Below are 25,992 nucleotides of genomic sequence, written 5' to 3' on the forward strand. Positions count from 1 at the left end.
GAGGGACTGTCAACGCGTGGCGTTTCCAGTCCCATTGAGCGAGGTGGTTTCGGTTGTTGTGTTTAAGTTTGGTGGTAATGCGTTGCCAGCCCCTTAGGCGGGCGTTATATGAGGAAGAGATAGCCATGGAAAACAGGTTTGCGGTCTCGCTACATGATGTTGATCGATGGAAGCCTACCGATGAAGAGAGGCAGGCAGAAGTTGTTAAGCAACTGATGCAGGAGTGCGAGTCTCAGGGTGAGCAAAAGCCGAACCTCATGACCTCGGGATTTCGTGCTAATAGCTCTTCCGCTCAGTTCGCAAGTGACTTGATTTCGGGGTTTTCTATACCTGCGGTCATCACTTCTGCCGGGTTCCTCCTAAAACATCTCGCTCCACTGATAAGCGAGTACCTCAAAACCCGCCCTCAGAAAGAGGTCACGGTGGACTATAAAGGACACCGAGTTACTGTCCGAGGTGGTGGTGATGTTGCTAAAGAGCTACAAGATTTGGTCCAAAAAATAGACGAGGCTGACTCCGGTGACGACCGATAGAGCATATAACCAGGTCGTACACCGGATGCCAAAACCTGCGCTTCGCTTCAGTTTTGCCACCGGTGACGGCAGGCGTTATATATCAAGAGGGATTCACAGTGTTTCTTGTGCTTAATGATGGAGGGCAGGTGAAATTTGCGGACGCCGAATTTTTCTATCTCGAAGAGTTGCTGGGTTCCATCGATGTATCTCTGGCTAAAACAAATGCCCAATTAATGAAATCGGATGTTTGGGATAGAGATTGCATGTGTGACAAAGGTGAATATCTTATCGGCGCGGGGTTCTGTGCTATGCAGCGATACCTATTCGATATTCTGCGTGATGTGGAAATTGACCCTGGGCTAGCAAGAGAATTGGGGCCCAAAAGCAGAAATGGGGCCGCAGTAGCAAAATTAGTCCACTCTGCGGCCAACTATTGGAAACATGAACCTGAGTGGCATTACTGGCTTTCAGAGCTTCAGGATAGAGCGCAAAAAACAGTAGACACCATTCTTCATAGCAGGGATTCGGCTGATTACCCACTATCAGATCTGCTTGCTGATTTGTGTGGAGAAAACGAGCTATTGTTGGTTAATTGTCTGCCTTATTTGAGTGAATGGCGATCACCGGTCTGGGAGAAAGTTTCAAAAAATGTATAACAAGTGCTGGCATGGCGACGCCCATTACATTGCGCCTTCGGCTCCATTCCATGGGCTCGCATGCTGCAAGCGTTAGGTAAATCTACTGGAGGTGACTTATGGAAATGATTTCGTACTGGAAAAACGCACAAGAAATTTACGTAGATGGTGGTTTAACATTGATCATCGGCAAATATGATCACAAGAATCAGCACCATGGTGGTGAGAAAGCGCTGGGAATTCATTGGAAGGACTACCCGCAGTCTAGAGGGGTGCTAAGCCCCTGTGTCGTCCCGAAAACTACGCGCAGCGCAATACTCTCCGGCCTTCTACATCAAGCTGTCATCAACGGCAATAAAGAACAAATAACCAAACTTTCCGAAGCAATTGACTTTTTTAGATCAGAAACCTAACGAAGCGCTGCCGTTGACCGCACAAAGCGCTGTCGTGCCTCCGACGTCACCCCCCAGTTTGAGTAGCGCTACACTTTAGAGTCCGACCCCATGCTAAGGAGATGGGGCAGGAGAAACGTTTCAACGAAGAAAAGATCATTGGCTTCTCGAGCGAAGCAGAGACGGGCGTCCCCAGCAATGAGCTATGCCGTCGGAGCGGTTTCTCAGAAGCCAGTTACTATCTGTGGCGCAGCAAGTTTGGTGGCATGAGTGTGCCTGATGCCAAGCGGCTCAAAGAACTCAAAGCCGAAAATGGGCGCTTGAAGAAGCCGCCTGCGGAGTCGCTACGGGAGATGGAGGTCACTCGTGAGGCGCTGAGCAAAAAGTGCGAGCATCCCGGCACGCCGCAAAGCCAGGCGCTATTCAAAGCGTCCGTCTTGACGTACGTACCGAAAGGCGTACATTGAGTGAAAAACGGTACACACAAGAGGTGCGTCATGACAGGAATCACAGCCACTGAGGCGCGCAGCAACTTATATCGGTTGATCGACGAGACCGCCGAGTCCCACCAACCCATCGTCATCATGGGTAAGCGAAACAAAGCCGTCCTGGTTTCCGAGGAAGACTGGTCTGCCATTCAGGAAACACTTTACCTGCTCTCCGTGGCGGGTATGCGGGAGTCTATTCGTGAGGGGATAGATACCCCCTTGGATGAGTGCGATGAGGAGCTGGACTGGTGACATGGAAGTTGGTTTACACCAAGCAAGCCCTGAACCGCCCCGGCTTTACCGGAGACTCCATATCTTGAGAGGATGGAGTTATGAACTCACCAAAACGATATTCCCCAGAAGTCCGGGAGCGAGCTGTTCGATTAGTCCTTGAACAGCAAGGCGAATACCCGTCCAAGTGGGCGGCGATCTGCTCCATTGCCAGCAAGTTCGGCTGTACACCAGAGACTTTGAGAGCCTGGTGCAAACGCACAGAACTCACGCAGGAAAACAGCTCGGTTAACCTGCCTGAAAATGAACGACTCAAGCAGCTAGAGCGTGAAAACGTCGAATTGAAGCGCGCTAATGAAATTCTCCGTAAGGCGGCTGCTTTTTTCGCCCAGGCGGAGCTCGACCGCAAACCCAATTGATGGTGTCATTTATCGACGAGCATCGTGCTCAGTTCGGGGTCGAGTCGATTTGTAGTCAACTGCCAATCGCCCCATCGACGTATTACCACCACAAGGCACTTGAAGCTGATCCTGAACGGCGGGCAGACCGGTATCGACAGGATGCGTTTCTTACCGCTGAGATTCAGCGCGTGTGGGAAGAAAACTTCTGCGTCTACGGTGCCCGTAAGGTCTGGCGGCAACTCCGCCGTGAAGGCGTTAATGTTGCTCGTTGCACTGTAGAACGGCTCATGCGCCGCCTAGGAATTCGCGGCGTGGTGCGAGGCCAACGCCCCTTCACGACCCTCAGTGATCCCGGCCAGAAACGGGCACCTGATTTAGTGAAACGTGACTTTACGGCTATGCGTCCTAATCAGCTTTGGGTAGCCGATTTTACCTATGTCGCTACCTGGTCTGGCTTCGTTTACGTTGCGTTCGTTATCGATGTTTATGCACGCTGTATCGTGGGTTGGCGTGTAGCGACGTCGATGAGAACGGCACTGGTGCTGGACGCTCTGGAGCAAGCTCTGTGGGCACGAAAACACAGACAAGGGTTGATCCATCATAGTGATAGGGGAAGCCAATATCTCTCGATCCGCTACACCGAGCGTATGGCTGACGAGGGTATCAATGCCTCAGTCGGCACCACCGGCGACTCCTACGACAATGCGCTGGCTGAAACCATCATCGGCTTGTTCAAAACGGAGGTGATCCATCATCGTGGCCCATGGAGGGGACTGGATGCCGTTGAGTATGCCACGCTGGAGTGGGTTGACTGGTTCAACAACCGCCGACTGCTGGAACCCATCGGAAACGTTCCACCAGCAGAACGAGAAAGGACGTATTATCGTCAACTGGAAGAGTCGGGTGAAGCTGCTTGACTCAAACAAACCGGTCTCCGGAATAACCGGGGCGGTTCACCCAGAAAGATGCAAAGAAACTGGCCTCCAGTGGCCTCAAACCAAAAGCCCAGGAATTGTTGGCGCTGATCACAGAAGACCCTTACCGCAAGCCGCCTCCTTTCGAGAAACTCATTGGGGATCTTGCGGGGGCCTATTCACGGCGCATCAATATTCAGCATCGTCTGGTTTACCAAGTACTGGAAGAGGAACGGGTGGTGAAAGTTCTGAGGCTCTGGAGCCACTACGAATAATGCATAACCAACAACAGTGCATCAGTGTGTCTACCGCTGTGCCCTTTCAGCCGGCAGTTCAGGCGCGCCCATGCCATTCGTATCGCCCTAGCATCGGTAGATATTCAGCAGCCCGAAAAGACGCTACGTACTGTCATAGAGGTCGATGAATACCATGCCTAGTTTTACATCCGCCGTCAGGTAACCGCGAACACGGCCAACCACGAATCCCAACTTTGACAAGACGGCCCCAACCTATGACCCGCAAAACTCTAAGCCTCAAAACGAAAAGACCACCACAGCCCAAACCCACCAACGAAGTCGAAGACCCAACCCACAACGACCCCATAACACGCTTTCTAAACGGCACCGCTATTCATCCTTCCCCACGCCTGTATTTAGCGCCCAGTGATCAGCCCCGCACCGTGCGGGCGATGGATTTGATTACGCCCATCGGGATGGGGCAGCGGGGGTTGATTGTGGCACCGCCCGGTTCTGGCAAAACGACGCTGTTAAAGCATATCTGCCAAGCCGTGGCGGAGGCTTACCCGGAGATAAAGCTGTACGCATTGCTGATTGATGAGCGCCCGGAAGAAGTCACCGATTTTAAGCGCAGCGTGTCGGCTGACGTGCATGCCTCATCGTCCGATGAAAGCTACGCGCACCATGTGCGGATGGCTGATCAGCTGCTGGATAAAGCGCGACAGCAGGCAGGCGATGGGCACGATGTGATGATCGTGATCGATTCACTCACCAGGCTTTCGCGGGTTCACAATGCCGAGCAGCGGGGCAATGGGCGCACAATGTCGGGTGGGCTGGATTCCCGGGCGATGGAAATCCCCCGCAAGCTGTTTGGCGCGGCGCGAAAAATCGAAAACGGCGGTTCGCTCACCATTCTGGCCACCGTGCTGGTGGATACGGGAAGCCGTATGGATCAGGTGATTTTTGAGGAGTTTAAAGGGACGGGCAATATGGAGCTGGTGCTATCACGGGACGTGGCGAATCAACGAATTTTTCCGGCGATTGATATTGCCAAAAGCAGTACCCGCCGAGAAGAGCTGTTGATTGATGCTAAAGATATTGAAAAAGTACGCACCCTGCGCAGAGCGTTAACACCGCTTAAGCCCATAGAGGGCGCGCAGAAGCTGCTTGCGCTGTTGGAGAAATACCCCACGAATGCCGAGCTGTTGGAGGCTTTTTCGCCCGCTGAGTAGAGGTGAAGCTCACCCTTGTAGTCTTAAAAGTGAGCTTCTTTGTGAACGCTTAACGGCTGCTTTTTTTAACGTGGTTCAGGTTAGACGCGGGCACGGCTTTTTTGACCGGGAAGCCTTCCACTTCTTTGCGCTCAATCGTGTTTTTCAAGCGCCTTTCAATCGCACACAGGTTTTTAAAGTCGCTGATATCGACCAGCGAGATGGCTTCACCGGAGGCACCCGCTCGGCCGGTGCGGCCAATGCGGTGGATGTACTCTTCCGGCTGGAAGGGTAAATCGTAATTCACCACGCGGCTGAGTTCCCCAATATCCAACCCCCGCGCGGCGACGCCCGTAGCTACCAGGTACTTCAGTTCGCCCGATTTGAACTGATCCAACACCTTTTCACGCATGGCTTGGCTTCTGCCGCCATGGATGGAATCCGCTTGAATGCCGCGCTTTTCCAACTGAGCCACCAGCTTGGCCGCGTTGTGCTTTTTCTCGACGAAGATCAGCGCCTGATCCCACGCTTGCTCGGTGATTAGATGGCTCAACAGGGCGGACTTGGTGTCTTTGTCGACCGTGATCAGCCACTGTGTGATGGTGGCGGCGGCGCGCACGTTGGGCGCAATGGAGATGTTCGCCGCCATGTCGGTCATTTTGCTGTCTGAAAACGCGTGGGCGATGGCGCGCACGTCGTTGGTCATGGTGGCCGTGAACAGCAGGTTCTGACGGTTCTCCGGCAGGCGCACGATGATTTTGTGGATATCATCGACAAAGCCCATATCCACCATTCTGTCCGCTTCGTCCAGCACCATGACTTGCAGTTCATCGAAGTGCAGCGCGCGCTGATGCGCCAAATCCAGTAGCCTGCCCGGTGTGGCGACCAGAATATCCACCCCTTCAATCAAGCGCTCTTTTTGCGGAGCGGTATCTACGCCGCCATACGCGGCCATTGAGGTGAGCGGGGTATGCTTGGCGTATTGCGCCACGCTGGCTTCCACCTGAACCGCCAGCTCACGGGTGGGCACAAGGATCAGCGCACGGATGCGTTTACCGCGCAGCGGCTCTGCGGCTTTGCTGAACTGTTCCAGCAGCGGCAGCACAAAGGCCGCGGTTTTGCCCGTGCCGGTTTGTGCGGTGGCGATTAAGTCTTTACCCGACAGAATGGCAGGAATCGCTTGTTCTTGGATGGGCGTTGGCGTTTTGTAACCGAGTTCGGTAATCGCCTGAACGAGAGGGCTGGATAAGCCTAGTTTTGCAAAGGGCATGAGAAGCTCTGACAGAGTGTCGTAAGGGGTGTCGAAAATAAAAAGTGGTGCAGCATAGCGTAAAATCAGTCGTCCGACGCTCGAATACGCGTTTATTTCCATCCAACCTTTCCCCGTGTGCCCATCCCCACAAGGTATAATCCTGCCATGACGCTAAACGCACACGCATGTAGGGCGTTTTGTCTCCATTCCGAATGAACAGGGTAGTGGTCCATGATTAACACCAAAATTTACAAGGCGGTGTACGAACTCGCCGAAAAGCTGATGAAGGCCGCTGCCAAAGATGACCGCGCCACCTTTGAAGCGCTGTATGCCGAGCTGCAGGCGATCTGCACCGAGCACGAGAACACCGAGAAAGACCACCCGGAGCAGTGGGAAACCCTGGCCGACTTCACCGAAGAACTAGAGGACGCGCTGCCCATCTACCAAAAATCGCTGGATAAAGCGGTGGCGAAGCAGTCGAATGACCACATTGCTTCGATTGGGTTTTCCATGGGGTCGCTGCACGTGGAGCTGAGCGACACCCAGGCGGCCATTGAACGCTTGCAGCAGGCCCAGGCCAGTGCCCAAACGATCGAAGATAACGAGCTGAAAGCAGAAATCGATGAACTGCTGGCCACGCTAACCCACGCCTAGGACCCCATTTTGACCAATAACGATATTTTTCGCCGTATTCGCTACACCTTCGATTTGAAAGACAACACCATCGTCAAGATCTTCGCCCTGGCGGATGTGAGCGTGACCCAGGAGCAGGTGACGGCGTGGCTGAAAAAAGACGAAGACGACGCCTTCGTGACCATGAAGAACAAAGAGCTGGCGTCGTTTTTGAACGGTTTCATCAGCTTTAAGCGCGGCAAGCGCGAAGGCCCGCAGCCTGCCCCGGAAGCGCAGTTGAACAACAATATGGTGTTCCAGAAACTGCGCATCGCGCTGAACATGAAGGCAGAGGATATTTTAGAAGTGTTCGATCAGGTGGGCCTGCCGCTCAGCCCTCACGAACTCAGTGCGTTTTTCCGCAAGCCGAGTCACAAGAATTATCGCGAGTGCAAAGACCAAATGCTGCGTAATTTCTTGATGGGCGTACAGCGGCAGCTTCGCCCCAACGATAACGGTTAAGCGAGGCGCTCGCGTTTCACACACACGAAGATCGCATTGCCCGAGACGTTATCCCAGGGCGTGATGGTCTGGTAATCGTGCTCGAACACGTGCACCTCGAAGGTAGGCTCCAACAGGGCGATGAGTTCGCTAAAACTGACGGCCACCATGGGGTGCTCGTCGTGCCACACCTGCGTTGTCTCCGCCGTGGTCTTTTCGATGCTCAGTCGCAGCGACTGCCGCTCCCCTTGGCCGCTGTAGTGCCATCCCGAGCGGAAAGTGAAAGACTCCTCCGCCTGCTGGGCCGTGTGCTTTACGAACAGCTCGTTATCGATCCGCTGTTTATCCACCACGTTGAAGCAGAACACGCCGCCCTCGTTCAAGGCGCGGTGAGCGCTGGCGATGCAGTCGCCGAGCTTCTCGAGGCCATCGTTGTAGTGGATGGAGTAAAGAAAGCAGGTGATGAGATCCAGCGGTTCGTCGACCTCGAAGCGGCTCATGTCTTGTAGTGAGAAGCTTGCCTCTGGGCAGCGTTGGGCGGCGATATCCAGCATCGGCTGGTTGATGTCCAAGCCGCTGCTGGTGAAGCCAGCATCCAGAAAATGACGTACGTGGGGGCCGGTGCCGCAGGCGACATCCAGATGGCGTTTGCCTTCGTTGCCAAAAATCTGATGCAGGCGACGAATGGCGTTGCTCTGGGCCTGGTAGTCGATGTCGACGCACATCAAATCGTAGTAGCCAGAAAGGTCGGTGTAGAGTGCGTTGACGGACATAGTGGCCTAATGGTGAGGGCTGAAATACATTGGGTGGCGCATAGTAAACGAGCGATTGGGGTTTGAGAAGCGAAGGCAGGGGAGCCACGTATGCAAATACGCGTTGAGACATTGGAAGAGCAAGACGTAATAACGCTGCTTGAAGAGCATATGGCCGATATGCACGCCACATCGCCACCTGAAAGTATTCATGCCCTTGATGTGACGGCGCTCAAAGCGCCAGAGATTACCTTCTACTGCGCTCGGCGGGACGGCGTGCTGTTAGGGTGTGCGGCGCTGAAGTCGCTGGGCAACGGCCAAGCGGAGCTGAAATCCATGCGCACCGCGCCAGCCTCCCGCCAGCAGGGCGTCGCCGCTCAGCTCTTGGCGCATTTATTGGAGCAAGCGCGCTCCCGGGGGTATTACACGCTGAGCTTGGAAACGGGGTCGATGGCCTTTTTCGAGCCTGCCCGGCGGTTATACGCCAAGTTCGGGTTCGAGTACTGCGGGCCGTTTGGCGATTATCAGCAAGATCCGAATAGCTGTTTTATGACGCGGCGGCTGAGTGAGTGATTTTGCACTCTTTCACAGTTTGGTTATCGCTTTAGGGGTAATGTGATTAAAGAAATGGTGTGATGTTCCGATAACTACTTAAGTCGCACGAATTGTTGGATTGCCATAAGAGGCTGCTATGCCAAAACCCCTTGCTCTATTTCTCTCCGCTCTGTTGCTGGCGTTGACTACTTATGCGCAGGCGTCCAGCGTCGAGGCGGCGGAAGCGGCCGCGCTGGCGTGGTTGGAAGCGATCGATCAAGGTGAGTACGAACAGGCGTGGGAAAAGTCGTCGCCGCTGCTGAAAACGCCGCTGTCGCCTACTATGCTGCAACGGGTAGTGACGCTGGCACGTAGCGAGCTAGGCAGCGTGGAGTCTCGGCGGCGCATCCGCATGTCGCAGTACACCTCGATGCCGGGTGCCCCCCGCAACGACTACAAAGAGTTCGCTTTTCAAACCCAGTTCACGAACAACCAGCGCGTGGTTGAAGTCGTTACGCCACATCTGGAAGAGGGCACGTGGCGGGTGAGTGGGTATTACGTGCAGTAACGTGCTTTGAGCGCCCATCAATAGCCGCCAACGTTGGCGGCTATGGTGTTTTTTCTACACGATCAATCCTGCCAGCGCCTGCATCCCCAGCACTACCAGCAGCACCACGCTACCCAGTACCAAGCTGGTTGTCAGCGCGTGGTGTCTCCACATGCTTTCCACTCGGTGACCAAAGCGGTGCACGAGCCACGCTAGTCCATAGTAGCGCAGCCCGCGGGCAATCAGGGCGGCCAAGGCGAACAGCACGATCGGGTAGCCGGAAAGCCCAGCGGTGATCATCGCCACCTGAAACGGGATGGGTAGAATGCCAATCGCTAAAATGGCGGCGAAGCCGTACTGGTCGAAGAAGCTTTGAAACGCCTGATAGCTTTGCTCCATTCCCATGAAGTCGATGAACCAGGTGCCCACCGACTGATACAGCACCATGCCCACGCCATAGCCCACGATGGAGGCCGCCAAACAGCCCAGCGTGGTGGCGGTGGCAATCGCCCAAATACGCTGCCGGTTCACCGCCATGAGCGGGATCAGCACAAGCTCGATGGGAATCGGTAGGATGATGGTTTCCAGAAAGGAGAGCGTGGCGAGCAGCCACAGCATATTTTTCGAGCCGTTGATACGCTCGAACCACTGTTTGGTTCGCGTGGAGGTGAAGGCCATGGATCGACGTCGCTATAGGGAAGGGTTGATGCGGCGGTAGAAGGCGGTGAGTAGGCTGTACACACCAAATGCGAATAATCCAATGGCGACGAACGCAAGCAGCCACTGGCCGAAGGCTTGGTGTCTCAGCGTGCTCAATGCTTCCGCCGTGCCGCCTGCTTGGCTAGGGTTGAACTGATAAGCCGCTATGATAAACAGGCTGCCCACGATCGCAAAGACCAAGCCACGCACCGCCAATCCAAAACGACAGACGGGGTAAGCCCAGCGCTGTACATGGACGGGCATGGAGAAGTGGCGATCGAATTTGGCCTTCCAACCTTTGATGGCGTGGGCAACCCCCGCCCCAATCAGAGCAGCCCCCACGGCCGCGACCAACCAGCGCCCCAGCGGCTGCTGCATCAGCCAGCTAACGGCATCCTGAGAGCCGCTGCCAGAGCCACCGGACGCGCCTAAACGAACGATCAACTTGGCCGCAAAATATGCCAGGAGCGTGTGAGTGACGGCACTGACCAGCAACCCGCCGCGAATCGCGAGGCCTTTGGGGCCATTGCCATGGTGGTCGGTGTCTTGAAGAGCTTGTAAGGTGCGCCACACGGCATAGCCGATTAATCCAAGGGCAATGATGCCGAGCATTATTTTGCCGAAGGGGGCGGTCAATACGCTTTCAAGGGCGCCGCGACTGCCTTCGGTTTGGCCGCCTTGGCCTAGCGCGGCCAGCGCGGCCAGCCCGCCCACCAGTAAATAAACCACGCCCCGCGAAGCGTAGCCCATGCGGGCGAACAGTTTCACCGCGTCCCGATGTGTCGGGGTATGATTGGCCATGGTGTCCTCCTGACGTGAATGGCGCTGTCGATCCTTCCGGCGGCCCATACTGTGCGTGTGACGGGGTATTGTCCAGCGTAGACTATGCGGCCGCTCGCAGGGTATGTTTACTCCCACCAGCGCCAAAGGCGATGGCGCTTGTCTTGCGCCTACTATCTTGAGCCTACTAGGGAACTCGATAATTCGATGAAGGATGCACGGCCTATTTTCTGGCGCGATGCGCGTATGCCCCATGTCGAGCTGCGCGAAATAAAGGATGCGCGACAGGTGTGCTACGCCCCGCACAGTCATGCGCACTGGTCGGTGGGGGCGGTGACCGCCGGTGTCAGTACCTTTATGTATCGCGATGCATCGCATCCGATCAGCGCCGGTGACGTGGTCATAATGAACCCACACTGGGTGCATGCTTGTAATCCCGTGGCCAACCAACCTTGGGCGTATCGAATGCTCTACGTGGATACCCGCTGGATGAGCGCGCTGCGTTATCGGCTTGGCTTGTTGCCCTCCCCACACTGGCAAGACATCGCGACGGCGGTCATCCGCCAGCCGAGTCTCTACCACCCGTTTTGTGAAATGGCCGACTGTTTGTTGGATGAACGCGTCCCGATCGATCAGAAGCGGCAGGTGCTCACCGCGTATCTGACCACGCTGATGACCGAGCTGGCGAAGGAGCCACCCCTGGCACCATCGCCGACGCCTGAGCTGCTGGCCCGAGTGGCCGAGTATTTGCGCACGCATTGTGCCCACGCTATTTCGCTGGAGGCGTTATCCCAGCAAACGGGGTACAGCGCAGGGCACTTGATTCGAGCGTTCAAGCAGCATTACGGCTTAACGCCCCATGCCTATTTGATTAATCAGCGTATTCAATTAGGGCAGGCGGCGTTAAGGCAGGGCCAGCCGATTGTCGAGGCGGCGCTAACGGCGGGGTTTAACGATCAGCCTCATTTTCAGCGGACCTTCAAACGGCTGGTCGCGGCCACGCCGAATCAATATCGCACACCGTTATTCAAAAAGTAGATATATCGCACTGCCTGCCAAGCCTATTGCCAAACAGCGGTTGATCGTCAGTAGCACAATGGGGCGTTGCATGTAGCGCTTGAGGAACGCTCCTGCGTAGACCCAGCTTGCTAGCGAGAGCCAGCAAATAGGCAGATAGAGAGCCGCAAACAGACCGATGAGATAAGGATCGTTGCCGTTGGTGTACGCGCCAATGCCCGCCGCCGAGGCCAGCCACGCTTTTGGGTTTAGCCACTGCATCGCAGCCCCTGTGAAAAAGCCAGGGGCTTTATGTGGGTTGTATTCCCCCAGGCGGCCATCGTGTTGTATCAGGCGAACGCTGAGATAGAGTAAGAACACGATTCCGACCCATCGTAGCGCCTCTTCTAGCCATGGCATCACATGGAGCAGCGAGTAGAGGCCCGCGCCAATGCCGAGAAACAGTACGATAAAGCCTAAGGTTGCCCCTGTAACAAACGTGAGCCCTTTGTGCACGGGATAGTGGGTGCCGCTGCTCAGACAAACGATATTCACCGGCCCAGGTGAAATAGACGCAGCAACGGCAAAGGCAGACATAGGTAACAGTAACGATGTGCTCATGATGATCCTCCTGAAGGGAGGTGGCAGTGTGGGAGCAGGACACCCTCGGCGTATTGCACAAAATTGATGTGTGACGTGCGCAAGATTCGGGTGGGGTTTGGCGGGTTAGCTGGTTAAGCTTGTTAACGATGAGTATTCCGCAACACTGCCCGTGAGATGGAAGCAATGAACGACTACGCCCGCATCGAAAAAGCCATGGCCTTTATGGTGGCGAATGCAGCCCAGCAGCCCAGTTTGGACACGATCGCGGCGCAGGTGCATTTGAGCGCGTTCCATTTTCAGCGGCTGTTTTGCCGTTATGCGGGCGTCAGCCCCAAGCGCTTTTTGCAGGCACTGACTCTGGCGCGAGGGAAGCAGCTGATCGCCTCTGCCCAGAGCCTTACCGATACCGCTCATGCGCTGGGGTTGAGCGGCGGCTCGCGGCTTTACGATCATTTTGTCACGCTGGAAGCGGTGACCCCTGGGGAGTTCAAGCGCCAAGGGGAGGGCGTGGAGATTGCTTACGGCATTCACCCCACGCCGTTTGGCGAGGTGCTGGTCGCCACCACTCACAGGGGTATTTGCCGGATGGGCTTTCTTGCCGCTACACCTGAGGCGGATATTCTCGCCCTGCTGGCCGCCGAGTGGCCGCGCAGCACGTTGCACCACCAGCCAGAGGCCACTCGTTATGCGGTGGAGGCACTGTTCGAGCCAAAGAACAACGCTTCACCTGGGGCGCTGTCGCTGCATGTGCGTGGCACTAATTTTCAACTGAACGTGTGGCGCGCGCTGCTGATGATTCCTGATGGCCAGCTAGCTAGCTACTCGCATATTGCCCAGCTACTGGGGGCACCGAAATCGTCGCGGGCGGTGGGGAACGCGGTAGGTGCGAACCCGGTGGCGCTGTGGATTCCTTGCCACCGGGTGATTCAGCAAAGCGGCGCGCTAGGCGGCTACCGCTGGGGGCTAGAGGTGAAACGCCAAGTGCAGGCCTGGGAAGCCGCCCAGCACCTTGAATCACAAGAGAGCGCTCGGAGCTAGTGCCCAAGCCTAGTGACCAAACACAGACCAGCCGGTGCGTTGCACGAACATCTCCAGCGCCCGCGCACCGAGCAAGCTGTTGCCATAACGGTCCAGCCCTGGCGACCACACCGCCAGCGAGCCGCGCCCCGGCGCGATGGCTAAAATACCACCACCCACGCCGCTTTTACCTGGCAAGCCCACGCGAAAGGCGAACTCCCCCGAGGCATCGTAGTGGCCGCACATCATCATCAGCGAGTTGATCCGCCGTGCCCGCTGGGGTGATACCACCCGTAGGTTGCTAGGACGGTTGACACCATCGGAAGCCAGAAACAGCCCCGCGTGGGCGAGCTGGTCGCTGCTCATGGCGATGGCACACTGGTGAAAGTAGGTGCCGAGCACTTTATCGACATCGTGGCGCAGCCGCCCGAAAGCTTTCATGAAGTGGGCCAGCGATGCATTGCGGTGTTTGTGCTCCATTTCCGAGGCGGCGACCTGATGATCAAAGCAGATGCTGTTGTCGTCAGCGATGTAGCGCACAAAGCTCAAAATTTCCGCCAGGGTCTCTTTGGGTTCGTGGCCCATCATGATGGCATCCACCACCGCAATGGCCCCGGCATTGATGAACGGGTTACGCGGTTTGCCGCCCTCATGCTCTAGCTGAACGATGGAGTTGAACGGGTCGCCGGAAGGCTCGCGACCTACTTTCGACCACAGCCCATCGCCCCATTTGCCTAGCGCAATGGTCAAAGTAAATACCTTGGAAATACTCTGAATCGAGAAGGGCGTGGTCGCGCAGCCCGCTGAAAAGCGCTCGCCCTCGACCGTGGCCAAGCTAATGGCGAACTGGCTGGGGTCTACGTGGGCTAGCTGCGGAATGTAGTCGGCCACGTTGCCGCGCTCGGTCTCTTGCGCAAGCTCGGCGACTATCTCGTTCAGTATCTCTTGCATATCGGGCGTAATCGGTTGGTGGCGGGAGCCGCTACCCTAGCGGAAAATACCCAAGCTGTCTGCTGGCATTGCCTTGATGGCATGGCCCATAACGCTAACTAAGTTAACGCCTAGCTTGATTTAAGTGTTTGTTGCAAAAGGTCTCGGTGATTTCCTTGCGTCTGCTGGGGTGGGCTCTAGACTGTCACGATAGCCGTATCATTCAAGGAGCAGGAATGGATAGGACATCCACCCCTGAGGCGTTGCCGACCGCAACGCTCAGGGAGACCATTGCCATTATCAGCCAAGTCATGGCCCCCAACGTGGCAAAAGGGGTCATTCGCCGCCGACCGAACGTCGTCGGGGTGGTGGAGCGCTTCGGGCTGGATGCCAAAGGCATTCGGCAGCTTCAAGCGCTCAGTAAAAAGTATGGCCGTGGCCCGCTCATGCTGAACGTGCCTACAAAGAGGATGGCGGTGATCCTCGACCCCGCCGATGCCAACCATGTGTTGGCGCACACGCCGGAACCGTTCGCGACGGATGAAGCGCTTAAGCGCAGCGCGCTCGGTCATTTCGAGCCCAAGATGTCGCTTGTGTCCCACGGTGAAGCACGCCAAACGCGTCGCCACTTAAACGAGCGAGTGTTGCAGAGCGACTGCCCGCATCACCTGTTTGCCGATGCGTTCGCCCAGGTGGTCGAAGAAGAAGCCGAGGCGCTCGTGGCTCGCACTCAAACACGGTTCGATGAGCTGGATTGGCCGACCTTTCAACACGCTTGGGAGCGTATCGTGCGGCGTGTGGTGCTGGGCGATAGCGCACGGGATGACCAGACGGTCACCCGCGAATTAGCACGGCTGCGCAAGGCCGCCAACTGGGGCTTTATGCGCCCTAAGCGCAAGCGCTTGCAGCAGCGGTTCGAGCAACACTTGGCGTTTTACTACCAGCAGGCCGAGCCACATAGTCTGATGGCAATGCTCGCTCATCATACGAACCAAGAGGCGGATAGCGCCCCGGCGCCGCTGCAGCAAGTGTCGCAGTGGCTGTTTGCGTTTGATCCCGCCGGTATGGCGACGTTTCGAGCGCTGGCGCTCTTGTGCGCGCATCCTGAGTATGCGGCCAGCGCGCTCGACGAGGTAAATGATGCTTCGCCGCCTTCCATGGATCGGCTCAAGGCGAGCGTGCTAGAGGCGCTGCGGTTATGGCCCACCACGCCACTGATTTTAAGGCAGACCACCCAGGCGACTCAGTGGAAGCAGGGAGAAATGCCGGCCAACACGTCGCTGTTGATTCACACGCCCTATTTTCATCGCGACGAGCGCTACCTGCACGCTGCCCATCGGTTCCTGCCAGAGATGTGGTTGCGCCCGGACGGTGCAGGGCGTTGGCCCTTGGTGCCGTTCAGCGCCGGGCCGGGGGTGTGCCCTGGCAGGCACATCGTGCTGCTCGTCACTAGCCGATTGCTCGCTGCGCTTCTTCGGCGTGCGCGCTGGGCGCTGCATCCCCCCGACAAGCTGTCCGGCGAAGCGCCGATGCCGGGGTTACTTAGCCCGTTCCATGTGCGCTTTCGGCTGGAGCGTCATTCCGTTGAAAGTGATGCCACGGCGTAAGAAGGAGACCACGCGATGCCACACGCTCAGCCTACGACCGGTTTACGTTTCGATGTGCTGGTGAATATTCTGCCGGCGGAGGCCGATATTCCGCCACTGCAATGCTATACGGCACGAGATGGCGGTACGTTGAACTATCGGTACTATTCCGCCCGCCGCGCCTCTGCCAACGAGCAGGCTGCGCCGCCCTCATTGTTGGTGCTGCTGCACGGCTCCTCGGCCAGCAGCCACTATTTGGCTCCCATGGCAGAGTACCTAGCGACATCGGCTGGCTTCGATGTCCTTACCCCCGATTTACGCGGCCACGGGCACGATCCTATGCGGCGGGGTGACGTAGATTACATCGGCCAGTTAGAGGACGACCTGGCCGATCTGATCGAGCACGCGAAGCATGAAAACGCGCCCCATGAACGTGTGGTGATTGGCGGGCACTCTTCCGGCGGCGGGTTGGCGCTGCGCTTTGCGGCGGGCAAGCAGGCGGGCAACTTAGCGGGTGTGGTGCTGTTGGCGCCGTTTTTAGCTTATAACGCCGCCACGGTGCGTAAAAAAGCGGGCTGGGCCAAGCCGAACCTATGGCGCATCGTACCGCTGGCGCTGCTGAATCAGCTGCGCGTTACTCGCTTCAATCACTGGCCGGTGCTGCAGTTCAACCTGCCGCTAGCCTACCGCACCGGGTCGGAAACGCTGCGCTACACCTACCGCATGATGGAGAGCTTTGGGACGGCAGACTACAAAGCGGACCTTGCCAATATCCGCGCGCCCATTCTGGTGCTGGTGGGGGATAGAGACGAGGCGTTTTACGCCAAGCAGTTCGAGCCTACCATTCACCCTCATGCGCCTCAGTCAGAGTTTGCATTCATCGCTGGCGTGTCGCATCTGGATATCGTGGTGAATACTACCGCTGCTCAGCGTATCGCCCTCTGGGCAGAGACCCACGGCCTATGACATGAGCTTTATACGACTTGCGAGGGGGCTTTCCTCAGTATTTAATGCCGTTGCCTTTCCTAGTTTTTAACTGAGCTTTCTAACTGAATTTCTACATCAGTTTTCCAACGCCGTTAGTGCAAGCGAGTCACTCTATGCAACGCTACACCGATACGCAGGGCTGCCGCCATGTTTGAACGGCGCCCTCTCTTCCTGGCGGTAGGGATAGCGCTGGGCACTCTGACAATATCAGGATGTGGTTCCAGTGGCGGCGGCGGGGGTGATAGCAGCCAGGGCGTGCATACCCCTAGCGGCGCTCCCCGGGGTGTCGGGGCCAGCCAAACCCCCACACCGCTTGAGCCGGGTTTGGTGAGAGTGGCGGTGGCGGATAGCGCGTTCGATGTCGCAACTATCACCAATAGTGAGCGGGTGATTGACCGCTTGGACGTGTACACCGGCTCCGCCGACGTTAGTGGGGTGGATGAGTGGCACGGCAACGCCGTCACTTCTACCATCACGGGCGGCACATTGGGCAATGCTCGCCTGGATCTCTTGAAAATAGAAGATAGCCAGGGGGCGACGTTAAATAACGCTCTGGATTACGCCATTGGTGAAGCCGCTAACCGCGGGGCACGGGTTATCAACGCCAGTTTTTCCCGCCGTTTGGAAGCCAGCGACCCTCGGCTCACGTTCAATGGGGAGACTTCGGCGACGTCGTATCAACGCGTGGTGGATGCCAACGGCGGTAAGGGTGCAATTTACGTAGTAAGTGCTGGCAATACGGGCAGCGCTATCGATACTCAAGGCAAGCCAATCTATGCCAGCCAGCCTGGGCTGTACGAAATGATGCTAATCGCCGTTGGCACGACGACCAATGGCGATATTCATCCATCGAGCAGTTATCCCGGTGACGATGCGCAGCTGCAGGCGCGCTCGATTGGCACTGACTTCGCGAACCGCGACGTGGGCGCGCAGGGTACGTCGATTTCCGCCGTACGCATTTCAGAGTATGCCGCGGGGATTGTAGGGCAGTGGCCGCACCTCACGGCACAGCAGGCGAGCCAGCGGCTATTAGATACAGCAAGCCAAGAGAGCGCTCTGTTCCAGCAAAGTAACTGCGGCGCGAGCGGCACGTTGAACTGTGGCGCGTTCTACTTGGGCCAAGGCATTGCCGATATTGACGCGGCCCTGGCCCCGGAAGGCGATCTGATCGTTAGCCAAAGCCAGCGAGTAGCCGACGGTGGCGCGCTGGCGGATGTCTCTTACCTGCAGCTTTCTGATGCCTATGGCGATGCGGTCGCAGCGTCTGGCGTGTTAGAGAGCGTGGTGGCCTTTGACGCGCTGGGCCGAGATTACGCCATTGATTTAGGGCGCAATACGCAGCCCCGCACCGCGCGGGCCACGCAGCTTCGCGATCAGATGCAGCAGATGGCAAGCGCCTCCCCATCCCACGCCACTACTCAGACGGCTGTCGAGGGCAACTATCGTTTCTCTACCAGCAGCACGGCCTACGGTGAGCTGCTGGCCAGCCGCTTTGACGGCACCTTTGGCAACGCCCAGCTCAGCGCCTTTCGTTTTTCGGGCGACCAGCCCAGCCCCATGGGTAGCTACGCCGAGCTAGGCGTGATGCCGATGATCTCGTTTCAAACAGGGTCGGCGCTCACCCATGCCTTCGAGCGTGTTGATGGCGTAGAAACCCGCTATGCGCTAGGTGAACGACTCAGCATGACGGCCTCCCATTGGGCTGGTGATGTGGCTGACGATGCGGCCAGCGACTATCAAGCGCAGCGCTCGGACGTAGGTTTGGCATGGCAAATCGCCCCAGGGCTGAGTATCGATAGCTACGTCGGCCAGCTTACCGAGCAGCAGGGCCTATTGGGCGCTAACGGCAACGGCGCGCTAGGTTTGGGCGAAGATAACCAGATGCGTTTTACGGGCGTTAGCTTGCAGGCACAGATGGATGGCTTTCGCGGTTTTGCTGAATTTGAGCAGGGGCAGGGCAGCGCGTCGGGCAGCGGCCTGCTGACCAGCGTGAACGGCATGCGCGCCCAGCAAATGGCCCTGGGGTTGCAGTGGCAAGGAGAAGGCGAGCGCGCCGAGCGCTGGGCGCTCACCCTGCGCCAGCCGCTGCGCATAGACAGCGCCACGGCAAGCTTCGATGTGCCCGCAGGGCGCCGCTTGGATGGCAGCGTGGTGCGTGAAACGCGAAGCGCGTCTCTGGAGCCGTCTGGTCGTCAGCTTGATATCGAATTGGGCTATGGGTTCGCGGCCAGTGAGCGCAGCCAGTGGCAGTTCAACCTGCTGCATACCCGAGAGCCGGGCCACGATGCTGACGCACTGAGCGATTCAGCGGCCATGGTGAACTACACCTACGCTTGGTAATTGATTTGCGATGACCACACTGATGATTCAAGGCACCACCTCGGATGCGGGCAAAAGCACCGTGGTGGCGGGGCTTTGCCGCGTTCTCAAGCGCCGGGGTATCTCGGTGGCCCCGTTCAAGCCGCAAAACATGGCGCTAAACAGTGCGGTGACCAGCGATGGCGGCGAGATTGGCCGCTCCACCGCGCTACAGGCCCAGGCGGCGGGCGTTACTCCCCATAGCGATATGAACCCGGTACTTCTAAAGCCGGAAACAGACCGGGGTGCCCAGGTGATTCTGCGCGGCAAGGTATATGGCCATATGGACGCGCTGGACTACCACGCCTTCAAACGCACCGCCCAAGAGAGTGTGATGGCAGCGTGGCAAGCGTTAGAGCAGCGGTTCGATGTGATTATTGCCGAAGGCGCAGGCAGCCCGGCGGAAATCAACCTGCGCAAAGGCGATATTGCCAATATGGGGTTTGCCGAAGCCGCGGACTGCCCGGTGCTGCTGGTGGGCGATATTGACCGCGGTGGCGTGTTTGCTCAGCTGGTCGGAACGCTGGCGCTACTGAGTGACAGTGAACAGGCTCGCACCAAAGGTTTTATCATCAACCGTTTTCGGGGCGATATTGCGCTGTTGGAACCAGGGCTTGAGTGGTTGGAAGCGCGCACCCAAAAGCCGGTGCTGGGCACGCTGCCGTATCTTCAAGGTCTGCTGCTGGATGCCGAAGATAGCATCGGCACCGTGCAGGCTGAAAAAGCGAGCCAAACGCTCAAGGTCATCGTGCCCGCACTGCCGCGCATCAGTAACCACACCGATTTCGACCCGCTGCGCCTGCATCCACAGGTATCGCTTAGCTTTATCGGCCCCGACCAGCCCATTCCCCCTGCTGATGTGATTGTACTTCCCGGCAGTAAAAGCACCGCGAGCGATTTGGACTGGCTAAAGCGCCAGGGCTGGGACGCGACGATTACTCGCCACCTACGCTACGGCGGCAAAGTGCTGGGCATTTGCGGCGGCTTTCAAATGCTGGGGGAGTGGGTGGATGACCCGGACGGGCTGGAGGGCGCGCCCGGAAAGACCGCCGGATTGGGGCTGTTACCGCTGACCACGCGCATGGTGCCCGGCAAGCAGCTTCGCAACGTGAGCGGCGTGCTAATGGGGGAAGAAGCAAAGGTAGAGGGGTACGAGATTCATAACGGCGTTAGCGACGGCCCTGCCCTGAGAAGGCCACTCTTCGACGTAGGCACCCACTTGGATGGGGCCATCAGCGAGGACGGCCAAGTGATGGGCACTTACCTACACGGCCTATTCGATCACCCAGAAGCCTGCCAAGCGTTACTCACCAAGCTTGGGCTAGCCAAGGCAGGCAGCGTCGATTACAACGCCCACCGCGAACAAGCCTTGGAGCGCTTGGCCGATACGCTCGAAGAACATCTGGATATTGACGCGATCCTGGCGCTCATTGCGTCTTCAAGCGCTGCTAAACAGCCTCTTTGCCCCAGTGCTCTAACAGAAGATCGATAAACAGCTGCGCCGTACTGGATAAGCTATGCGAGTTGCTGCGTACCAAGCCAATCGAGCGCTGAATGCGTGGCTCGGGTAAATCGCGAGAGCAGAGCGTGTCGTGGTCCGGGCCGGGCATGGTCATGCGCGGCAAAATAGCCACGCCAAGGCCCGACTCCACCAGTCCCAACGAAGTAGAGAGGTGCTGCACCTCGTAAAAGCTGTTGAGGTGGATGCCCTCTGCTGAAAGCGCGTTATCCAGTAGCGTGCGGTTGCCACTATCGCGGCTCACGGTGATGAGCCGCACATCCTCTAAATCGCTCCACTCAATCTGCTTTTTGCTGGCCAGCGGGTGGTCCGAGCGTAGTGCCAGTACAAACGGATCTCGCAGCAGCGGCGTAAAGCGCACCTCCGAGCTTTGTGCGCTGATCATGTTGATGCCGAAATCCGCCTCGCCATTAATGACTTTTTCCAGCCCCTCGTTAGCGCTGACATCCAAAATTCTGATGCGGATGCCCGGCCACGCCTCGCTAAACACGCGAATGACACTAGGCAAAAAGTAGAAGGCCGCCGTGGGCAGGCAGGCAATCGTCACCGTGCCTTTTTGGTGGGTGACGAGCTCCCGAATCCCTAAGATGGAGGACTCGTACTCCTCTAGCATGCGCCTGGCGCGGGGCAGAAAATCGGCCCCAACCGGCGTTAGCCGAGTACGCCGTGTGGTTCGCTCAAGTAGTTCAACTTCAAGGAGTTCTTCGAGTTTTTGGATGCGCCGAGTGAGCGCTGGCTGCGACAAATGCAGGCGTTGGGCCGCCTCATGAAAGGTGCCCAATTCAGCGACCAAAATGAAGGCCTGGAGGTCAAGAAATTCGAGTCTATGCAGCATAGGATTGTTGCGCTAAAAAGTTGGATTCATAACCAAAACACATTAATGCACAAAGCGGATTTATAGCAATCCATATTTGCATTTGAGACATTAAACATTGGCTGACATTCTCCGTTCATACAGTCATCGCGAACTATGGCGGAGCGATATGAACAGCATTCCTTGTGTCATTATGCGGGGCGGCACCTCTCGAGGCCCCTTTATTCGCATGAAAGATCTGCCCAGTAATCAGGCTCAGCAGGCTGATATTCTGCTTAGCCTGATGGGCTCCGGGCATGCGCTACAGATCGATGGTATTGGGGGCGGAGACCCGCTCACCAGCAAAGTGGCCATTGTGGAGCGCTCGTCACACCCGGATGCCGACGTTGACTACCTGTTTGCTCAGGTGGACGTAGTGAACAAGCGCGTCGACTTTAACCCGAACTGCGGCAACATGCTCTCTGCCGTTGGGCCCTACGCTATCGAAACAGGGTTGGTGGAACCGCAGGACGGGACGACCGTGGTGAAGGTGCATAACCTGAACACCCAGCGGCTGATTGAGTGTCATGTACCCACGCCGAGTAAGCAGGTGCAGTACGAAGGCAGCGTCACCATTAGCGGCGTTCCTGGCAGTGCGGCGGGTATTCAGCTTAGCTTTTTAGACATCATGGGCAGTAAAACGGGCCAGCTGTTACCCACGGGAAACGCCTGCGATGAGATCGAAGGTGTCGAAGTGAGCTGTATTGATGCCGCCACCCCCATTATGCTGCTGCGCGCGGAGTCGGTGGGGTTAACTGGCGATGAGTCACCTGCGGAGTTGGATAATAACGCGGCCTTGTTAACCCGCTTAGAAACCCTACGCCGTGAAGCAGGGCGACGGATGGGAATGGGCGATGTGAGCCAGAGCGTGCTGCCCAAGGTGGTGCTGATTTCAGAGGCTGAAGCGGCATCTCACACGCTGAATGTGCGTTATTTTGTGCCCCATCGCTGCCATAAAGCGATTGCCGTCACCGGGGCGATGGCTGTGGCGGCAGCGATTAACGTGCCCGGTTCGGTGGCCAATCACATGGCCGTAAGCACCCAGAAGCTTTCTGCCGGGCAACTGTTATCACAGATTACATTAGAGCATCCTTCTGGTTCTATTGAGCTAACGGCGGAATATCGCCAGCAGAATGCTTTTGACCTAGCGCGCGTGTCGCTCATTCGAACGGCCCGCAAAATTATGAGCGGGCAAATTTTTTACGCGACCCCGCCAAAGGAAGTGGGGCATCACGCCATCGAAACCGTTGATTAAATAACGCTACCACAATAACCAACCGACAATAATCAATAACAGGAGTATCGCCATGACCACCCTGAAGAACACTCCGTTTACAACGTTCAAGAAAGCGCTACTGGTCGTTGCTTGTTCCACGCTAGGCGCTATCAGCGTGAATGCTCACGCTGAGGATGTGAACGTGCCTGACACCATTCGCTGGACCATTCCCTTTGGTGTGGGCGGTGGAACCGACGTATGGGCGCGCTTCTTCACCACCTGGATGAGCGAGAATATTCAAGGCAACCCGACGCTGGTGATTGATAACGTGCCCGGCGGCGGCTCTATCAATGGCAGCAATTTGTTTGCTATGCGAGCGGACTCGGATGGCAGCCAGTGGATCGGCACCTCTGCCTCCACTCAATACCCTGCCATGCTGCAAGACCGCCGGGTTCGTTATAGCTACGATGATTGGACGCCGATTCTAGCCACGCCCACCGGCGGCGTGGTTTATGCCCAGCCTGGCCTAGGCGATAGCGCAGAGGAGGTGCTGAACACGGTAACTAACCAGCGCGTTAAGTTTGCCGTGCAGAGCCATACCGGGCTAGAGCTACCAGTACTGATTGCGCTTGATTTGCTGGGGGCCGATGTGCAGGCCGTGTCGGGCATGCGTAGCCGTGGAGAAGGGCGGTTAGCCTTTGAGCGTGGCGAGGCTGATATCGACTTCCAAACCACTTCTGCCTATTTCAGCAGCGTAGAACCACTGGTTGAGAGCGGACGAGCGGTGCCGCTGTTTTCGCTAGGCGTGCTGAACGATAGCGGCGAGATCGTGCGTGACCCTGCCTTCCCTGATTTGCCGACCTTCAACGAAGTGTATGAAAGCCTGCATGGTGAAGCGCCCAGCGGCCCAGGTGCCGAGGCGTATCGTAAGTTTTTTGCTTCCGGGTTTACGCTGCAAAAATTGATTTTACTGCCAAACGATGCGCCAGAAGCGCTGATTCAGGAGTATCGCGACGCGGCGCGCCGTTTTGTGGATACGGAAGCGTTCAAAGAAGCCGCCATGGCCCAGCTTGGCCCCTACACGCCGGTGGTCGGTGAGGTCGTCGAGCAACATCTGCAGGATGCCATGTCGCTGGATGATGCCACACGCCAGTGGCTGGTGGAGTGGCTGCTAGAGCAGCACGGCGCCCGTATTTAACACGCCAGTTAACACTAAAAAGGCACGGCTGAGGCAGTGCCTTTGGGCTCCCTTAGATTAAACAACATAAGAGCCAAGACAATGACAGATGTCTTATTTTCCAGTTTGGGGCAGTTGTTTACTGTTCCCCATATGCTGTACATGGTGATTGGTGTCCTCATCGGTCTAATTGTGGGCATCATTCCTGGGCTTGGTGGCATTGCGGGTATGTCGCTGCTGTTGCCCTTTCTCTATGGAATGGAGCCGTCTGTAGCGCTGGGCATGCTCATGGGTCTAGTGGCGGTGATCCCCACGGGCGATACGTTTGCCTCGGTACTGCTTGGTATCCCGGGCTCTAGCGCTTCCCAGGCCACCGTTGTGGACGGCTTTGCGCTGGCGAAAAAAGGGCAGGCGGCACGAGCGCTGTCTAGCGCGTTTTTGTCGTCAATGATCGGTGGGCTTATCGGTGCTCTAGTGCTGACCGCCTTTATCCTGATTGCACGGCCGGTCGTGCTTTCGTTCTCTTCCTCAGAGCTGTTTATGTTGACGCTGCTGGGGCTCTCCATGGTGGCGGTGCTGTCTGGTAAGGATGTTTTCAAAGGCATTGCTGCCTGCGGCGTTGGCTTACTGGTGGGTACCATTGGTATGGCACCCGCCACAGGGGAGTTCCGGCTGCCGTTTGAAATTGACTACCTCTACGATGGATTGCCGTTAGTGGTGGTGGGGTTAGGTATTTTTGCACTGCCAGAAATCATTGATTTATTAGTGAAACGCGGCGCAATTGCCGAGCAGCCCTGCCAATTGGGCAAAGGCTGGAAAGAGGGCGTTAAGGATGTGGCCAAGCGGCCTGGACTGGTAGCTCGCTGCGCGGGGATTGGCAGCTTGATGGGCACGGTTCCTGGCTTGGCGGGCTCCGTGGTGGATTGGCTCACCTACGGCCATGCGGTGCAGAGCGCTAAGGATAAATCACAATTCGGTAAAGGCGATATTCGCGGTGTGATTGCGCCGGAGTCGGCTAACAACGCCTGTGCCTGCGGCGCGATGGTGCCCACGCTACTGTTTGGTATTCCTGGGTCTGGTACAGCGGCGGTGTTTTTAGGTGGTTTGCTACTGCTGGGCCTTCAGCCTGGGGTGAGTATGCTGGAGACGAACCTTGACCTGACGTACACCATTATTTGGTCGTTAGCCCTGGCGAATATCTTAGGCGCTGCGCTCTGTTTAGGTTTAGCGCGCCCGGTGGCGAGCTTAACGCGGGTGCCGTTCGTGATTTTAGCGCCGCTGATTACCATCTTGATTCTCTTTGCGGCCTACCAAGCAACGCGCTCGCTGGGGGATCTTTTTGCACTCGGTATCATTGGCGCGATTGGTGTGCTGTTCAAGCAGGCGAATTGGTCTCGTCCTGCCTTCTTGATTGGTTTTGTGCTCGCGCCTGGTGCCGAAGCGTACTTCTATCAAGCTGCCCAGTTTCAGGGGGCTGAGGCCTTTATGCGGCCTGGCGTGCTGATCATTGGTGCTCTGATTGCGGCATCACTGCTACTCCCGCCTCTACGCAGCTACTTGAAAAAGCGCCGTCAAGCAAATGAACCCATGACCCATGAGCTTCAGGAGGAAGTGGCTCCGCTGGCACTGGGCGTGATCGATGTCGCGTTGCTGGGTAGCCTGTTAGCAGTGGCGGGGTACATGTGGTGGGCATTTGCGGACCTTTCCATGCTGGGCGGCATTATGCCTAGGCTGGCGATTGCCATTATTGTCGCGGCGTGCGTGCTGGAAATTATCAGAACGGTCATCAAGCCGATGAAGTGGCAAACGCAGACATTGAGTCAGCAGTTGACTTGGGTCGCCGGTTTCTTCGCATTAATAGGCAGTGTGATGGTGCTGGGCTTCCTATTTGCCGCTGCGGTATTTTGCCTAGGGTTCTTGCTGGTGGTGGCACGGATGAAACCAGTTGCTGCCGTGGGGCTGGCGGCGGGCGTCACGCTATTTCTGATGGGGATGGCCAACCTGCTAACGCTGACCTATCCGACAGGAATGTTGGCGGGGCTGTAAAACG

The 25,992-nt window shown here is 57.0% G+C and carries 26 protein-coding genes, 2 pseudogenes and 1 other annotated feature; of the genes and pseudogenes, 21 read left to right on the plus strand and 7 right to left on the minus strand.

The window, feature by feature from the left end:
• The first annotated feature begins 125 nt into the window (after positions 1-125).
• The 8 genes and pseudogenes from CTT34_RS07415 to rho all read left to right on the plus strand — a co-directional run bounded on the left by CTT34_RS07415 (position 126) and on the right by rho (position 5,044).
• Positions 126-533, plus strand: coding sequence for a hypothetical protein (locus CTT34_RS07415; protein ID WP_162527872.1), 408 nt, complete (start codon positions 126-128; stop codon positions 531-533).
• 128 nt (positions 534-661) lie between these two features.
• Complete coding sequence (locus CTT34_RS07420) at positions 662-1,171, plus strand: hypothetical protein (RefSeq protein WP_217352984.1); 510 nt, start codon at positions 662-664, stop codon at positions 1,169-1,171.
• A gap of 98 nt (positions 1,172-1,269) precedes the next feature.
• Positions 1,270-1,563, plus strand: coding sequence for a hypothetical protein (locus CTT34_RS07425; protein ID WP_159341862.1), 294 nt, complete (start codon positions 1,270-1,272; stop codon positions 1,561-1,563).
• A 101-nt stretch (positions 1,564-1,664) separates the two neighbouring features.
• Positions 1,665-1,925: pseudogene (locus CTT34_RS07430) on the plus strand (transposase); the annotation flags it as partial.
• 114 nt (positions 1,926-2,039) lie between these two features.
• Positions 2,040-2,282: a type II toxin-antitoxin system Phd/YefM family antitoxin gene (locus tag CTT34_RS07435; RefSeq protein WP_159341863.1), complete on the plus strand. Its 243-nt coding sequence runs from the start codon at positions 2,040-2,042 to the stop codon at positions 2,280-2,282.
• 80 nt (positions 2,283-2,362) lie between these two features.
• Positions 2,363-3,579, plus strand: a protein-coding gene (locus CTT34_RS07440) for an IS3 family transposase (protein WP_159340751.1) whose coding sequence is annotated in 2 segments (ribosomal slippage) — positions 2,363-2,648 and positions 2,648-3,579 — 1,218 coding nt in all. Because the reading frame shifts where the segments join, the coding sequence is not laid out codon by codon here.
• Positions 2,638-2,754, plus strand: a sequence feature (AL1L pseudoknot). It overlaps the preceding gene by 117 nt.
• Before the next feature lie 32 nt (positions 3,580-3,611).
• Positions 3,612-3,851, plus strand: a pseudogene (locus tag CTT34_RS07445) (Txe/YoeB family addiction module toxin); the annotation flags it as partial.
• A gap of 236 nt (positions 3,852-4,087) precedes the next feature.
• Positions 4,088-5,044, plus strand: a complete 957-nt coding sequence (gene rho, locus CTT34_RS07450) for a transcription termination factor Rho (RefSeq protein ID WP_159341864.1) — start codon at positions 4,088-4,090, stop codon at positions 5,042-5,044.
• 49 nt (positions 5,045-5,093) lie between these two features.
• On the opposite strand, the gene CTT34_RS07455 is transcribed toward rho, so the two are convergent.
• Positions 5,094-6,293: a DEAD/DEAH box helicase gene (locus CTT34_RS07455; RefSeq protein ID WP_159341865.1), complete on the minus strand. Its 1,200-nt coding sequence runs from the start codon at positions 6,291-6,293 to the stop codon at positions 5,094-5,096.
• Positions 6,294-6,506: 213 nt separating this feature from the next.
• On the opposite strand from CTT34_RS07455, the gene CTT34_RS07460 reads away from it, so the two are divergent.
• Positions 6,507-6,929 (plus strand): tetratricopeptide repeat protein, encoded by a 423-nt coding sequence (locus CTT34_RS07460; RefSeq protein ID WP_159341866.1) that lies wholly within the window; start codon positions 6,507-6,509, stop codon positions 6,927-6,929.
• A 9-nt stretch (positions 6,930-6,938) separates the two neighbouring features.
• Positions 6,939-7,409 (plus strand): YehS family protein, encoded by a 471-nt coding sequence (locus CTT34_RS07465; RefSeq protein ID WP_159341867.1) that lies wholly within the window; start codon positions 6,939-6,941, stop codon positions 7,407-7,409.
• Here the strand turns inward: CTT34_RS07465 and CTT34_RS07470 are convergent.
• Positions 7,406-8,161: a class I SAM-dependent DNA methyltransferase gene (locus CTT34_RS07470; protein WP_159341868.1), complete on the minus strand. Its 756-nt coding sequence runs from the start codon at positions 8,159-8,161 to the stop codon at positions 7,406-7,408. The genes CTT34_RS07465 and CTT34_RS07470 overlap by 4 nt on opposite strands.
• A 90-nt stretch (positions 8,162-8,251) precedes the next feature.
• Here CTT34_RS07470 and CTT34_RS07475 point away from each other — a divergent pair, with 90 nt between their 5' ends.
• A complete protein-coding gene (locus CTT34_RS07475; RefSeq protein ID WP_159341869.1) occupies positions 8,252-8,713 on the plus strand; it encodes a GNAT family N-acetyltransferase in 462 nt (153 codons plus the stop codon).
• A 118-nt stretch (positions 8,714-8,831) separates the two neighbouring features.
• Complete coding sequence (locus tag CTT34_RS07480) at positions 8,832-9,242, plus strand: DUF4019 domain-containing protein (RefSeq protein ID WP_159341870.1); 411 nt, start codon at positions 8,832-8,834, stop codon at positions 9,240-9,242.
• A 54-nt stretch (positions 9,243-9,296) separates the two neighbouring features.
• Here CTT34_RS07480 and CTT34_RS07485 read toward each other — a convergent pair whose 3' ends face one another.
• Both CTT34_RS07485 and CTT34_RS07490 read right to left on the minus strand, forming a co-directional pair.
• Positions 9,297-9,899 (minus strand): YqaA family protein, encoded by a 603-nt coding sequence (locus CTT34_RS07485; RefSeq protein ID WP_159341871.1) that lies wholly within the window; start codon positions 9,897-9,899, stop codon positions 9,297-9,299.
• Between the two features lie 12 nt (positions 9,900-9,911).
• Positions 9,912-10,721 (minus strand): DUF1206 domain-containing protein, encoded by an 810-nt coding sequence (locus CTT34_RS07490; protein WP_159341872.1) that lies wholly within the window; start codon positions 10,719-10,721, stop codon positions 9,912-9,914.
• Positions 10,722-10,907: 186 nt separating this feature from the next.
• Between CTT34_RS07490 and CTT34_RS07495 the strand changes: the two genes are divergently transcribed.
• Positions 10,908-11,738, plus strand: a complete 831-nt coding sequence (locus CTT34_RS07495; RefSeq protein WP_217352985.1) for an AraC family transcriptional regulator — start codon at positions 10,908-10,910, stop codon at positions 11,736-11,738.
• Here CTT34_RS07495 and CTT34_RS07500 read toward each other — a convergent pair.
• Entirely contained in the window at positions 11,724-12,317 is a 594-nt protein-coding gene (locus CTT34_RS07500; protein ID WP_159341873.1) for a LysE family translocator, read from the minus strand. The two genes, CTT34_RS07495 and CTT34_RS07500, sit on opposite strands and share 15 nt — an antisense overlap.
• Positions 12,318-12,482: 165 nt before the next feature.
• Between CTT34_RS07500 and CTT34_RS07505 the strand changes: the two genes are divergently transcribed.
• Positions 12,483-13,337, plus strand: a complete 855-nt coding sequence (locus CTT34_RS07505; RefSeq protein WP_159341874.1) for a bifunctional transcriptional activator/DNA repair enzyme AdaA — start codon at positions 12,483-12,485, stop codon at positions 13,335-13,337.
• Positions 13,338-13,346: 9 nt separating this feature from the next.
• On the opposite strand, the gene CTT34_RS07510 is transcribed toward CTT34_RS07505, so the two are convergent.
• Complete coding sequence (locus tag CTT34_RS07510) at positions 13,347-14,267, minus strand: glutaminase (protein ID WP_062374613.1); 921 nt, start codon at positions 14,265-14,267, stop codon at positions 13,347-13,349.
• Between the two features lie 215 nt (positions 14,268-14,482).
• On the opposite strand from CTT34_RS07510, the gene CTT34_RS07515 reads away from it, so the two are divergent.
• The 4 genes from CTT34_RS07515 to CTT34_RS07530 all read left to right on the plus strand — a co-directional run bounded on the left by CTT34_RS07515 (position 14,483) and on the right by CTT34_RS07530 (position 20,669).
• A complete protein-coding gene (locus tag CTT34_RS07515) occupies positions 14,483-15,853 on the plus strand; it encodes a cytochrome P450 (protein WP_159341875.1) in 1,371 nt (456 codons plus the stop codon).
• Between the two features lie 15 nt (positions 15,854-15,868).
• Positions 15,869-16,798, plus strand: coding sequence for an alpha/beta hydrolase (locus CTT34_RS07520; RefSeq protein WP_159341876.1), 930 nt, complete (start codon positions 15,869-15,871; stop codon positions 16,796-16,798).
• Positions 16,799-16,966: 168 nt separating this feature from the next.
• Complete coding sequence (locus CTT34_RS07525) at positions 16,967-19,159, plus strand: S8 family serine peptidase (protein ID WP_159341877.1); 2,193 nt, start codon at positions 16,967-16,969, stop codon at positions 19,157-19,159.
• A 10-nt stretch (positions 19,160-19,169) separates the two neighbouring features.
• Positions 19,170-20,669, plus strand: coding sequence for a cobyric acid synthase (locus tag CTT34_RS07530; protein ID WP_159341878.1), 1,500 nt, complete (start codon positions 19,170-19,172; stop codon positions 20,667-20,669).
• Here CTT34_RS07530 and CTT34_RS07535 read toward each other — a convergent pair.
• Positions 20,626-21,531: a LysR family transcriptional regulator gene (locus tag CTT34_RS07535; protein WP_174788517.1), complete on the minus strand. Its 906-nt coding sequence runs from the start codon at positions 21,529-21,531 to the stop codon at positions 20,626-20,628. The two genes, CTT34_RS07530 and CTT34_RS07535, sit on opposite strands and share 44 nt — an antisense overlap.
• Before the next feature lie 148 nt (positions 21,532-21,679).
• Between CTT34_RS07535 and CTT34_RS07540 the strand changes: the two genes are divergently transcribed.
• The 3 genes from CTT34_RS07540 (at position 21,680) to CTT34_RS07550 (ending at position 25,988) form a co-directional block, all read left to right on the plus strand.
• The gene (locus tag CTT34_RS07540; protein WP_159341879.1) at positions 21,680-22,804 is read left to right on the plus strand and encodes a 4-oxalomesaconate tautomerase; all 1,125 of its coding nucleotides are present in this window, start codon (positions 21,680-21,682) and stop codon (positions 22,802-22,804) included.
• A 52-nt stretch (positions 22,805-22,856) separates the two neighbouring features.
• Positions 22,857-23,963 carry a type 2 periplasmic-binding domain-containing protein gene (locus CTT34_RS07545; RefSeq protein ID WP_159341880.1) on the plus strand — a complete coding sequence of 369 codons (1,107 nt, stop codon included), beginning with the start codon at positions 22,857-22,859 and terminating at the stop codon, positions 23,961-23,963.
• Between the two features lie 81 nt (positions 23,964-24,044).
• Entirely contained in the window at positions 24,045-25,988 is a 1,944-nt protein-coding gene (locus CTT34_RS07550; protein WP_159341881.1) for a tripartite tricarboxylate transporter permease, read from the plus strand.
• Positions 25,989-25,992: the final 4 nt, after the last annotated feature.

The organism is Halomonas meridiana, assembly GCF_009846525.1.
GTDB lineage: Bacteria > Pseudomonadota > Gammaproteobacteria > Pseudomonadales > Halomonadaceae > Vreelandella.